We start from the raw sequence: 13,205 nt of genomic DNA, 5'->3' as shown, positions 1-13,205 counted from the left end.
GCGCGGGATGACCCTGCCGACGCTGATCGACGTCGAGGAGTTCTTCGCCGATCCCGAGTTCTCCGGAGCGTCGATCTCGCCGGACGGAACGCGGATCGCCTACCTGGCGCCGGCGCACGGCCGGACCAACGTCTGGGTCCGCGGCATCGACGAGCAGCACGAACAAGCCGTCTGCGTCACCCACGACGCGCGGCGCGGCATCAAGACGTACTACTGGACCGACGATCCGCGGTGGTTGCTGTACCGGCAGGACACCGACGGCAACGAGGACTGGCACCTGTACCGGGTCGACCTCGAGGCACCGGACGAGCCGGCGGTCGACCTGACCCCGTTGGAGCCGGGATCGCGGGTGGTGGGCAGCGAGATCATGAGGTCGATGCCGGGCAGCGTGCTGGTGGCCATGAACAAGCGCCCGATGTTCTTCGACGTTTTCCGGATCGATGTCGCCACCGGCGAGACGACTCTGGTGCGGGAGCAATCCGAGTCGCTGGGCAATTTCGCCGGTCCCGACGGGGAGGCCCGCTTCTACGTAGCCGAGGCCGAGGACGGCACGCACGAGTTCTACGCCGTCGACGAGGCTACCGGCGACAAGCGTCTCATCGCGTGCGAGGCCGGTCCCGAGCACCCGGTGGGCGTCTACCCAATGTTGCCGACGCCGGACGGTAAGGCGTTGCTGCTCGGGGTGTATCAGGATTCCGACGACCTGCGGCTCATCCGCGTCGACCACGAGACCGGTGACCAGACGGTCGTCGCCGCAGTGCCGGGGCACAGCCTGTGCGACATGGGGAGCGTCGCCGAGGACTTCGGCCACCCCCCGTCGGTGTTCATCAGCCGGCGCACGGGCGAGGTGATCGCGGCGCGTTTCGTCGGCGACCGGCCGCGGATCGAGGTGCTGGACCCGCACTTCGCCGAGGTGTACGCGGAGTTGTCCAAGCTCTCGGACGGCGTACTCGGCTGGGTGTCCTCGGACAGCTCCGAGCAGCGGTGGGTCGTGACGTTCATTCACGATCGCGAGCCGGGGCAGACCTTCTTCTACGACCACGGCACAGGGGAGAGCCGGCTGCTGTTCCGGTCACACCCGAATCTGGACCCGGCCGACCTCGCACCGATGCGGGCGGTGCGCCTGACCGCACGTGACGGGCTGCCGCTGCACGCGTTCCTGACCTTGCCCGTCGGCGTCGAACCGAAGCACCTGCCGCTGGTGCTATTGGTGCACGGCGGGCCGTGGGCACACGACATGTGGGGTTACAACCGCAAGGTGCAGTGCCTGGCCAATCGGGGTTATGCGGTGCTGCAGGTGAACTTCCGTGGCTCATCGGGATACGGCAAGCGGCATATCACGGCCGCGATCGGCGAGTTCGCCGGCGCGATGCACGACGACCTGATCGACGCCGCGGACTGGGCGGTGGAGCAGGGTTACGCCGACCCGAAGCGCATCGGCATCTTCGGCGGTTCCTACGGCGGCTACGCGACGTTGGTCGGAGTCACGTTCACCCCGGACCACTTCGCCGCCGCCGTCGACTACGTCGGTGTATCGAGTCTGGTCAACTTCATCGGCAGCCTGCCCCCCTGGCTCCGGCCCCTGCTCAAGAACAGCTGGTTGACCTACGCCGGCGACCCGGACGATCCCGCGCAGGCGACGGACATGCTGGCCCGTTCACCCATCACCAAAGTGGACGAGATCCGTACGCCCTTGCTGGTCGTGCAGGGCGCCAACGACGTCCGGGTCGTCCAGGCGGAGTCGGACGGCATCGTCGAATCGCTGCGAGCCCGCGGGGTTCCCGTCGAGTACTTGGTCGCCGAGGACGAAGGCCATGGCTTCCAGAACCCCGAGAACCTCATCACGATGTTCCACGCGATCGAACGGCACTTCGCCGAACACCTCGGCGGCCGTTGCGGAGAGGCCGGTGTCCGATGACCCTTGCCAAGTTGATCGACGTCGAAGAGTTCTTCGCCGATCCGGAGTTCTCCGGAGCGTCGATCTCGCCGGACGGAACGCGGATCGCCTACCTGGCGCCGGCGCACGGCCGGCTGAACGTCTGGGTCCGTGGCCTCGACGAGGGGCACGAGGACGCCGTCTGCGTCACGCGCGACGCGCGGCGCGGCATCAAGATGTACTACTGGACCGACGATCCGCGGTGGTTGCTGTATCTGCAGGACACCGACGGCAACGAGGACTGGCACCTGTACCGGGTCGACCTGGAGGCGCCGGAGACACCGGCGGTCGACCTGACTCCACTGCCACTCGGTTCCGGTGTGCTCGGCGTGGAGCCGATGCGGTCAAGGCCGGGCACGGTGCTGGTGAGGATGAACCGCCGGCCCCGGTTCGTCGACGCGTTCCGGATCGACATCGCCACGGGTGAGACCACGCTGCATCGGGAAAGTCCCGTCATGACAAGCAGCTTCTTCTTCGGCCCGGACGGCGAAGTGTTCTTCATGGCGATGGCCGATGACGGGACATGGGAATTCTTCGCGATCGACGACGCGACCGGACAGCAGAAGTTGATCCGCCGCTGCCCCGGCCCGGAACACCCGCTGGGCGTGTTCCCCGTGGAGGTCACGGCGGACGGCAAGGGCCTGCTGCTGGGTGTCTACCACGATTCCGACGATCTGAGCCTGGTTCGGGTCGACGGCGAGACCGGTGCGGAGACGGTGGTCGCGGCGCTGCCCGGACACAGCCTGTGCACCGCCGCGATCGGCCCCCCCACACTGTTCCGGAGCCGCCGCACCGGTGAGGTGCTGGCCGCGCGTTTCGTAGGGGATCGACCGATCGTCCACGTCGTGGACCCGCACTTCGCCGAGGTGTACGCGGAGCTGTCGAAACTCTCGGACGGCGTGCTGGCGTCGGTGTCCTCGGACGAGTCGGAGCGGCGGTGGGTGGCGACGTTCTTCCACGACCGCGAGCCGGACCTCACCTACCTCTATGATCACGACACGAGGGAGAGCCGGCTGTTGTTCCGGCCCTACCCGCAGCTGGATCCGGCCGACCTGGCGCCGACGCGAGCGGTCAGCCTCACGGCGCGCGACGGGCTGCCGTTGCCCGCGTTCCTGACCCTGCCGGTCGGGGTCGATCCCGTCGGCCTGCCGTTGGTGCTGGTCGTACACGGCGGGCCCTGGGCGCACGACGCGTGGGCCAACTACGCCGCACTCAGGGTGCAGTTCATGGCCAACCGCGGTTACGCGGTGCTGCAGGTGAACTTCCGTGGCTCGTCGGGATACGGCAAGCGGCATACCACGGCCGCGATCGGCGAATTCGCCGGCGCGATGCACCACGACCTGATCGACGCCGCGGACTGGGCGGTCAAGCAGGGCATCGCGGATCCGGCCCGCATCGGGATCTACGGCGGCTCGTACGGCGGGTACTCGGCCCTGGTCGGGGTCACGGTGACCCCGGACTACTTCGCCGCCGCGGTCGACTACTGCGGCATCTCCAGCCTGCCGAACTTCATGCGGACCGTACCCGAGATCTGGTACTCGATGATCATGAAGAACAGCTTCCTCCTGTACTGCGGCGATCCCGACGACCCGGACCAGGAGGCCGATCTCCTTGCCCGGTCGCCGATCACGATGATCGACCGCATCCGCACGCCGCTGTTGGTGGTGCAGGGTGCCAACGACGTTCGCGTCGTCAAGGAGGAGTCCGACAACGTCGTCGACGCGCTCCGTGCGCGCGGGGTCCCCGTCGGGTACTTGGTGGCCGACGACGAGGGGCACGGCTTCCAGAACCCGGAGAACGTCGTCACCCTGTTCCGCACGATCGAACGGCACTTCGCCGAACATCTCGGCGGCCGGTCGACCTGACCGCTGCGGCATTCCACCATCAGAACACGAGGAGACACGACGTTGAGCACGGTCGACCTTGATGGCGTTCTCTCGGACATCGAGAAGGACGCCGAGGAGTACCTCGCTTCCCGGGACGACGGGACGCTCGTCATCGGGCTGTCCGTCAAGGGCGAGCGCCACATCCGGTGCCTGCGGTCGGCCCGGGCCGAGCACGCACCGCTACCCGACGCGGAGTCGGTCTATGAGATCGGATCGGTCTCGAAGGTCTTTTCCACGACGATCCTGGCCGTGCTGGAGGACCAAGGACTGATCGGGCTGGACGACCCGATCAGGAAGCACCTGCCGAAGCAGCTGCGGTTGCCCGACGAGATCGGATCCATCACCATCCGGCAGCTCGCCACGCACAGCTCCGGCCTCGGCTCGGTCGGAAAGCAGCACCAACGGTTCATCAACGAGGAAATGCGCGGCACCGAGCCGCCGTTCGGTGTCTACACGCACTATCTGCGGTACCGGAAAGAACACCTGTACGCCGACCTCGAAACCGCCGAATTGGAGTACCCGACCGGACAGGGCTGGCTGTACTCGGTCATCGGCATGGGAACGCTCGGCCACATCCTGGAGTTGGTGACCGGCCAGCCGTACGAGCGACTGCTCAAGGAGACGATCTGCGAGCCGCTGGGCCTCGCCGACACCTGCTACAGCTTGTCCGAGGAGCAGCAAGGCCGGCTCGTCTACGCCTATGACCGAGCCGGTCAGCCGTACCCGAACTGGTACCACGACGTATTGCTTCCGCAGGGCGGACTGCGTTCGACGATGAATGACCTGCTCACCTTCACCGAGGCGAACCTCAAGGCCGGCATCGACGGGGATGACTCCGTGCTGTCCAGGGCGATGCGCCGAACCCGCGAGGAGCACTTCGACGGGCCCGCGGCGTACCCGATGCCGGACGCCGAGGAGTCGCGCGACTTCATCCAGGGCCTGGGGTGGCGGGGCCTATCGCACCCCAGCGGCCGCGCCTGGTGGCACCCCGGCACGACGCTGTTCTACCTCGCCGGCGCCGGCGTCGATGAGCACGCCCAGGTCGGCTTCGCCATCGTCTCGTCGTACGGCAGGGGCCTCCTTGATCAAGCCGTCCTGCATCCGCTTCAGCAGGACTGGTTCCGCCGTGCCTGCCAGTAGGCCCCCCACACTCACCCTCACGGAAGGCGGCGATCGCCGCCTCTACCAGAGCTGATCGACGTCGAGGAGTTCTTCGCCGATCCGGCCGACCATCGCTGCTCGACAACGCGGCGTACTGGTATGCAAAGGAGGTGGACCAATAGCCACGATGACGCGTCGTCGGTCGAGCCCGACGCATGGGGCAATAGGAGTACGCTGGTTGCTGGACCTCGCGGATACGCCAGCGGCACAAGAGCAGAAATATGCTACACCGACCACCGTATAGCGACCAGGTTCCGACCAGCAGTTGGACCGCAGACCTAGGACAATCATCGTGCAGCGGATCGAGTTGAATCGAGCGTCGGGCGTTCCGGTGTTCCGGCAGGTGATCGACCAGGTCGTCTTCATGATCGAGGCCGGCGAACTCCGCGACGGTGATCGGCTGCCGAGCAGCCGGCTGCTCGCCGCGAATCTCGACGTGAACCGCAACACGACCGCGCGCGCATATGCCGAACTCGGCCGGCTCGGCTATCTCGCCTCGCAGGGCCGTGGCGGCATGGTGGTGAAGCGCCCTGATCGGGCCCGCGAGCACCTCGCCGCGCACGAGGCGGCAGTTGCCGCACTGGCCGGGCCGATCCGGGAATGCCTCGAATTGGGGCTGTCCGCCGACGAGATCGCGATGATCGCGTACCACCAGAGCCTGCACGCCCAGCAGAGCTCCATCCGGGTCGCGTTCGTCGAGTGCAACGAGGAGCGGGCCAAGTCATTCGCCACCGACCTGTCCGAGACGGTGGGCAGCGACGTGCTGGGGCTGGTGCTCAGCGACATCGAGGAAGCCGACGTCGCCGATTGCGACCTCGTCGTGACGACCTTCTTCCATCACGCCGAGCTAAGGCGCCAGATCCACGCCATGGCGCTGTCCCGTCCTCCCGAGATACTCGCGATCGTCGCTGCCCCGCACATCAAGACGCTCACCCGGTTGGCGGCGATCCCCAAGAACAAGCGGATCGGGATCCTCTACTCGACCGACGACCAGGCCGAGGCGATCCGCCAGTCGCTGTCGGATACCGGTCTGAAGAACGTGAAGGTCCTGCACGGTCCGAACGACGCCGAGTTCAAGAACTGCGACGTGGTCGTCGTGCCCAGCGAGGACCCTGCGCTGGCGGCGAAGGCGGCCGAGAAGGCGCGGGATGGCTCGAAGGTCATCGAGTTCGGTAACGTGCTCGACTCGGCGTCGCTGCGGATGGTCGCCGAGATCGTCGATGAGATTCGCGAGCGCAAGGATCGCATGCTGCTCGACCACGACCGGGCGACCCGCGAATAGCGGGCGTCGCGCCCGCATGACCCTCTGAACGTGCAGCGGCGCGGGTCGCCGGTGACGCCAATGGCGCCGGCGGGCGCGCCGTGGTAGCTGCGGTGCGGAAGCACCTTGTGCCGGCGGGTGTGCGGCCGGGCCATCCGGATGGCGTTCTCTTTCGCCTCGGCGCCGCCGCTGGTGAAGACCTGTATCAGCGGACCGGAAGCGAGTTCGGCGATGAGCCAGGCCGCCTCGCTGCGCACGTCGATGGCGCTCCCCCGCGAGTACGCCCGCCGTCGCCGGCCGGCCGTCGCGGGGCTACGTCGGCACGGAATCGACGTCCTGGACGGCGACGGCATCAATCTGTGGCTGCCGGTACGAGACGAGTCGGCCGCGTTCGTCTCGCCGGCCGGTCGCGGCATCGGCGCCGCCGGCTCCCCCTTCGAGGCCGCGCCGGCAGTCGGGCGACAACCTGCCGGCCGGCCGTGTAGGTCGCCGAGACGCCGGCCGGCCTGGCCCGGGCGAGTAGGCCGCATGCCCCGTTCACGGCGGAGGCGACGTTGCCCCACGCGGTCAGAGGTGACACACGGCAACGCTCGATGACCTGTTCGGTCGGTTGCCCGACCGGGCCATGAGCGGCCCAGCCGGTCAGCGTCGCCGCCCGACCATGGCGCGATCCGCTCGCCTTCCTAGAACACGGTCGACGGCTGGTGGTAACCCCACACGCCGCGCAACACGTCGCAGATCTCACCGACCGTGGCGCGCGCTCGCACGGCATCCTCGATGAGCGGCATCAGGTTGACGTGCAGGTTCGGTGCGGCCTTTTCGATCGCCCGGAGGCTCGCCGCCACCTGGCTCTGCTCCCGCGACCGCTTCACGTCGGCGAGCCGCTTCATCTGACGCTCCATCACGCCGGGCACCGGGCGGTCGATCTCGATGTTCTGGGTCTCGTTCTCGTCAACGTAGTCGTTCACGCCTACGATGATCGAGTCGTTGCTCTCGATCTTGATCTGCTGCTCCCAGGACGAGTCGGCGATCAACTGGACGGCGTAGCCGGACTGAACCGCCTCGATCATGCCGCCCATGCCGTCGATTCGTTCGATCAGGGCCCGGGCGTCTTCCTCGATCTGGTTGGTCAAGGACTCGACGTAGTACGAGCCGGCGAGCGGGTCGACCACGTCGGCCACCCCCGTCTCGTGCAGGATGATGGCCTGGGTCCGGACCGCGATCTTGATCGCGCTCTCCGACGGGATGGACAGCGCCTCGTCGAGCGAGTTGGTGTGCAGGGACTGGGTGCCGCCGAGCACGGCGGCCATCGCTTGGATGGCAGTCCGGGCCACGTTGTTGTAGGGCTGCTGCGCGGTGAGCGTGACGCCGGAGGTCTGGCAGTGCGCCCGCATCAGCCACGACCTCGGGTCCTTGCAGCCCAGCCGGTCGCGCGTGAGCCGTGCCCACAGGCGACGGGCCGCTCGGAGTTTGGCGGCCTCCTCGAAGAAGTTGTTGTGCACATCCCAGAAGAAGGACACCCGCGGGGCAAGCCGGTCGACATCAATGCCGCGCTCGATCGCGTGCTCCAGATAGCAGAGCGCATTGCTCAGGGTCAGTCCGACCTCTTCGACCGCGGTGGCACCGGCATCACGGATGTGATAGCCGCAGACGTTGAGGGGATTGAACCGGGGCATGACATCCGCCCCGTACTCCATGGTGTCGACCACCAGTTGCACGGAAGGTAGCGGAGGGAAGATGAACTCGTTCTGGGCGATGTATTCCTTGAGGATGTCGTTCTGCGTTGTCCCGGTGAGCACATGGCCCGGGTAGCCCCGCTCGTCAGCCACCACGCGGTACATCGCGAGCAGCACGGCCGCGGAGGGGTTGATCGTCATGGACGTGGAGATCTGGTCGAGCGGAATTCCGTCGAACAGGGCGTGCATGTCGACGACCGTGTCGACGGCCACGCCGATGCGGCCGACCTCGCGTCGGTACACCTCGTGATCGGAGTCGTAGCCCAGCAAGGTCGGGAGATCGAAGTCCGTGGACAGTCCCGTCTGGCCGGTCTTCAGCAGGTACTTGTACCGGTTGTTGGTGTCCTCTGCCTGGCCGAAGCCGGCCACCTGCCGGATGGTCCACGGGCGTCCGCGGTACATGGTCGAGTGAACGCCGCGCGTGAACGGAAACTCGCCGGGCAGACCGATGTCCTCGGCCGGATCGAGGTCGCGTAGGTCCGCGCTTGTGTAGACGTCCTTGACCGGAACTCCGGACATCGTCGTGTACTCGGCGCGGCGGGACGGGATCCGCTCATAGTCGGCGGCGACCCGCTCTCGTCGCCAGGCTTCGACGCGCTCGTCCCAGCGCTTCTGATCGTCGGTCACTGAGCCCATCGGGTCGACGCCTCCTTGAGGATCGGGCTTGCGGACGGCCGCGTGTCCGGTACGGTAGCGCATTATGGCCTAGCTCGCTAGGCTAACTTTGACTGACCAGACCGGCATTATTACCCACGATGCCACCTGGCCCCGATCAGAGAGGATGGCCGCGTGCGCCACGGCCCGACGCTGATCGCCCACGCCCCCTCGATGAGAGGACACACCGTGCCGCACCTCTCCGAAGCCTTCCTGGCCCGGCCGCGCACCGTCGCCCACGCGGTGGCCGCGTTCCTGGTGCAGGCCGGCGTCCGCCGCATCTACGGGCTCACCGGAAGCCACATCAAGCCGATCTGGGAAGAGGCCACGCACGCGGGACTACAGGTCGTCGACGTCCGTCACGAGGTCGCCGCCGTGCACATGGCCCAGGCCGAGGCCGACCTGACCGGGCGACTCGCGGTCGCCACGGTCACCACCGGTCCCGGGCTGACGAACGCCGTCACCGGCCTGGCGGCGGCCTTGTCTGCGCGCTCGCCCGTGCTCGTGCTGTCGGCCGTACCCCCTCGGGGCCAGCTCGGCCTCGGTGCCCTCGAAGAACTCGACCAGGCCGGTCTCGTCCGTCCCGTCACCCGCTTCGCGCGAACCGTCGGTCACGACCGGCAGCTGCTGCCGTTCCTGCACGCCGCCGTCGCGGCCGCGCTCGGCGAGGACGGGCCGTCCGGTCCGGCCTACCTGGACTTCCCCGTGGACGTCCTACGCGGCGTGGCCCGGTGGTACGACCCCGGCGCGATCGACGGCGTCCGGACGGCGGCGAGCCCGATGGACCCCGACGACGGAGCGCTCCAGGCCGCCGCGTCAGCGATCCGGCGAAGTCGCCGGCCCGTCGTTATCAGCGGCCGCGGTGCGGCCCCGCACCCGCAAGCGATCGTGGACTTCCTGGACGCGACCGGCGCTCTGTACCTCGACACCCCCGAGAGCCGGGGCCTGGTGCCCGCCACGCACGCCGGCTACGTCCCGGCCGTTCGTTCGGCGGCCATGAGCCAGGCCGACACGGTGATCACGATCGGCCGGCGGCTCGACTTCGCCCTCGGCTACGGCTCGCCGGCCGTGTTCGGATCCGCCCGCGCCTTCGTCCGCATCGGCCGCAGTTTCGAGGAGCTGGCCGAGAACCGCGCGCCCGAGGTCCAGGTCAAGGGGGACCCCTGCCGCGTGCTGTCGGCGCTGACCGAGCTCGACGTCGCGCCTCGCGACCCCGACACCGCCTGGCGCGAGCGGCTGTGCGGCGACGACCGGCGCCGCCGGCAGGACTGGGTCGTGAAGGCCCGAGCCACGCCCTACGGCCCGGACGGGCGCATTCATCCGAACGCGCTGATCGAGGTGCTCAACCGCACGCTCGACGACCCGCAGGCGCTGCTGATCGCCGACGGCGGCGACATCCTGTCCTTTGCCCGGATCGGCCTCCAGCCACCGGCCCGCCTGGACACGGGCACGTTCGGCTCGCTCGGCGTCGGGGTGCCCTTCGCGGTGGCCGCGTCGCTGATCCACCCCGACCGCCGCGTCGTCGCCGTGATCGGAGACGGAGCGTTCGGCTTCAACGCCATGGAGCTGGACACCGCCCGCCGGAGTGGCGCCCGACCCGTCTTCGTCATCAGCAACAACCAGGCGTGGAACATCGAGCGGCTCGACCACGTCGAGAACTATGCGGCGAACCCCCGCTTCAACACCGAACTGCCGGGCTGCCGCTACGACCGGATCGCGAGCGCTCTCGGGCTGCACGCCCAACGCGTCACCCGCATCGAGGAGCTCGAACCGGCCATACGGCTCGCGCTGACAGAGGCGCCGGCCCTGATCGACGTGCAGACCAGCGGTGCCGTGCCCTCCCCCGACTTCTCGGCTGGGCTGGCCGACCTGCCCGATCTCCACGTGCTGCGCGGCTGGGACGAGGCCGAGCGCGAGGCCCTCCGCTGATGGGAGCCACCGGGTCGGCTGATCGAGCAGACTCGGTGGCCGGTAGCAGCCGCTGGTGAGTGAGCTACTTTGCAGGCCGCTCGACACCGCGAGGTCATGGGCAACCCAAGAGCGACAGGGCCGACGCATGGTGGTGACGGCGGTGTTCTCCACGGTGCTCCCCCAGACCTTGTGGGTGTACGCGCGGCGTGATCTGGACGCAGAACAGCACCATTTTGACTTTTGCCGTTAGGCCATTAACTGTCCTAAGAGCATTGACTGGGCAGTGTACGCATTATTAGGGTTTGCACGGCACCGCCACCCAGCCGTCCCAGCGCCTTCGCGCTTCGTCTCGTGTCGCGTCGCCGGTCGGCCTCATCTTTAGGAGCGGTAATGACGACCGATCTGACTGCCCGCTACGCCAAGGCCGAGGCGCTGCTTCCGCACAACCTCAGGACACTGGTCGACGCGCCGCGCGTCACCCCGTACTGGATCCAGGACACGGAGACCTTCTGGTACCGCAACACTACGAACGGCGGCACCGAGTTCATCCTCGTCGACGCGGCGGCCGGCACCAGGCAGCCGGCGTTCGACCACGCGAAGCTCGCGGTGGCGCTGGGCGGCGTCGTCGGCCACGACGTCGACCCGGCCGCGCTGCCGTTCTTCGCCATCGAGTTCGTCGGGGACTCGGTGCGGGTCGTGGTCGGCAAGCAGCAGGTCGAGGTGTCGCTCGACACGTACCGGGCGCGGGTCGTCGGACCGGCGCCTACCGGTGAGGCGGAGTCTCCGGACGGTCGCTGGGCTGTCGGAGTTCGCGACCACAACCTCTACCTCCGCGACACGGCCACGAACGAGGAACGGCAACTGACGACGGATGGCACCGAGGCGTATTCATACGCCTGCTTCAGCGATGCCTGCTCGATGCTGGTGATGCAGGAGAACCTCGGCTTCACCATGCCGCCCGTGGTGCTCTGGTCGCCGGACTCGCGCCGGTTCATCACCCACCGGCTCGATCAGCGCGAGGTGGGGCTGATGCACCTGGTGCGCTCCTCGCCGTTCGACGGCGGCCGTCCGAAGGCGCTGAGCTACCGCTACGCCCTCGTGGGCGACGAGAAGGTGGCCACCTCGGAGTACTTCGTATTCAACGCCGCGACCGGCGAGAGCACCCAGGCCAAGTGCGAGCCGATCCTCAGCCCCTTCGTTCCGGCCATGGTCTACGACTTCGTCTGGTGGAGCGCCGACTCGACGAAGGTGTACTTCATCTCGAGCGATCGGGGCGACCACAACGTCTGGCTGAACGAGCTCGACCCCGACACCGGCGACGTGTCCGTGCTGCTCGAGGAGTCCAGCCCGTCGCACATCACGCACGGCTCGCAGCACCAGGAGCGCAACGCCCGGGTGCTGAGCACGGGCGAGGTGCTGTGGTGGTCGCAGCGCAGCGGCTGGGGGCACCTCTACCTGCACGGCAAGGACGGCACGGTCACCCCCGTCACCTCGGGCGACTGGCCGGTGCGCAGGATCGTCTCGGTCGACGAGCAGGCGCGTCGAGTGGTGTTCACAGCGTCCGGCCTCGAGCCCCGCACCGACGTCTACCTGCAGGAGCTGTACTCGGTCTCGCTCGACGGCGGCGAGATAACGGCGATCACCTCCGACGGCCTGGACCACGACCCGGTGCCGTCGCCGTCGGGCCGGTTCTTCGTCGACGTCACCTCTAGGTACGACGTCCCGACCGTGTCGGTGCTCCGCGACGAGACGGGCCAGGTCGTACTGGATCTGGAGCGGGCCGACGCCTCGGCGCTGTACGCGACTGGATGGACGCCGCCCGAGCGCGTGGTGGTGAAGTCGGCCGACGGGGTCACCGACATCTACTGCGCCGTCTACAAGCCGCACGATTTCGATCCAGACAAGAAGTATCCGGTGCTCGACGAGATCTACCCGGGCCCGCAGATCTCCTGCGCCCCGCTGCGCTTTCCACTGGCCGGCGGCGTGCTCACGGCGGAGCGGTCGGGGGCGATCTTCGCCGCGCTCGGGTTCGTGGTCGTGGCGGTCGACGGGCGCGGATCGGCCCTGCGCAGCAAGGCATTCCAGGACCACGCGCGCCGGGTCGGGGACGGCCAGTACGTCGACGATCACGTCGCGGCGATCAAGCAGCTCGCGCAGACCCGGCCCTGGATGGACCTCGACCGCGTCGGCATCTTCGGCCACTCATGCGGCGGCTACGCCTCGACGAGGGCGCTGCTGACCGCGCCCGACTTCTTCAAGGTCGCGGTGTCGTCCTCCGGCGACCACGACGACCGCATCAACCACTCGTGGTGGGGCGAGAAGTTCTACGGTCTGGTCGACGAGTTCGATTTCGCCTCGCACGCCAACGTCGCGCACGTCGACGGCCTCGAGGGCAAGCTGCTGCTGGTCCACGGGGAAATGGACGACAATGCCACGCCGCACGGGACGATGCGCCTGGTCGACGCGTTGATCGGCGCCAACAAGGACTTCGACCTGCTGATCATCCCGAACGCCGACCACAGGCTGTTCGTGCACAACGCGTACTGGCTCCGGCGCCGGTGGGACTACTTGGTGCGGCACCTGATGGGCGAGACGCCACCGGCTTACCGCATCGCCGACGTCCCGCTCGACCCCGAGCTGCTGGGCGGCTGACGAGCAAC

Annotated in this window: 7 protein-coding genes; 6 read left to right on the top strand and 1 reads right to left on the bottom strand. The window is 68.1% G+C overall.

What is annotated here, in order from left to right:
- Positions 1-7: 7 nt before the first annotated feature.
- The 4 genes from AB0H21_RS11120 (at position 8) to AB0H21_RS11105 (ending at position 6,265) form a co-directional block, all read left to right on the top strand.
- Positions 8-1,918: a S9 family peptidase gene (locus tag AB0H21_RS11120; RefSeq protein WP_358514550.1), complete on the top strand. Its 1,911-nt coding sequence runs from the start codon at positions 8-10 to the stop codon at positions 1,916-1,918.
- Positions 1,915-3,801: a prolyl oligopeptidase family serine peptidase gene (locus AB0H21_RS11115; protein ID WP_358514548.1), complete on the top strand. Its 1,887-nt coding sequence runs from the start codon at positions 1,915-1,917 to the stop codon at positions 3,799-3,801. Before AB0H21_RS11120 ends, AB0H21_RS11115 begins: the two co-directional genes overlap by 4 nt.
- Positions 3,802-3,843: 42 nt before the next feature.
- Positions 3,844-4,962, top strand: coding sequence for a serine hydrolase domain-containing protein (locus AB0H21_RS11110; protein ID WP_358514546.1), 1,119 nt, complete (start codon positions 3,844-3,846; stop codon positions 4,960-4,962).
- A 313-nt stretch (positions 4,963-5,275) separates the two neighbouring features.
- Positions 5,276-6,265: a GntR family transcriptional regulator gene (locus AB0H21_RS11105; RefSeq protein WP_358514544.1), complete on the top strand. Its 990-nt coding sequence runs from the start codon at positions 5,276-5,278 to the stop codon at positions 6,263-6,265.
- A 662-nt stretch (positions 6,266-6,927) separates the two neighbouring features.
- Here AB0H21_RS11105 and AB0H21_RS11100 read toward each other — a convergent pair.
- Positions 6,928-8,616 carry a methylmalonyl-CoA mutase family protein gene (locus tag AB0H21_RS11100; RefSeq protein ID WP_358514542.1) on the bottom strand — a complete coding sequence of 563 codons (1,689 nt, stop codon included), beginning with the start codon at positions 8,614-8,616 and terminating at the stop codon, positions 6,928-6,930.
- A gap of 153 nt (positions 8,617-8,769) precedes the next feature.
- Here AB0H21_RS11100 and AB0H21_RS11095 point away from each other — a divergent pair, with 153 nt between their 5' ends.
- Complete coding sequence (locus tag AB0H21_RS11095) at positions 8,770-10,563, top strand: thiamine pyrophosphate-binding protein (RefSeq protein WP_358514540.1); 1,794 nt, start codon at positions 8,770-8,772, stop codon at positions 10,561-10,563.
- 372 nt (positions 10,564-10,935) lie between these two features.
- Entirely contained in the window at positions 10,936-13,197 is a 2,262-nt protein-coding gene (locus tag AB0H21_RS11090; protein ID WP_358514539.1) for a DPP IV N-terminal domain-containing protein, read from the top strand.
- Positions 13,198-13,205 lie beyond the last annotated feature (8 nt).

Source organism: Sphaerisporangium sp. NPDC051011 (assembly GCF_040653595.1).
Classification (GTDB): domain Bacteria; phylum Actinomycetota; class Actinomycetes; order Streptosporangiales; family Streptosporangiaceae; genus Sphaerisporangium.
The sequence above is the reverse complement of the archived record's forward strand: the minus strand, read 5'-3'. Positions and strand labels throughout refer to the sequence as shown.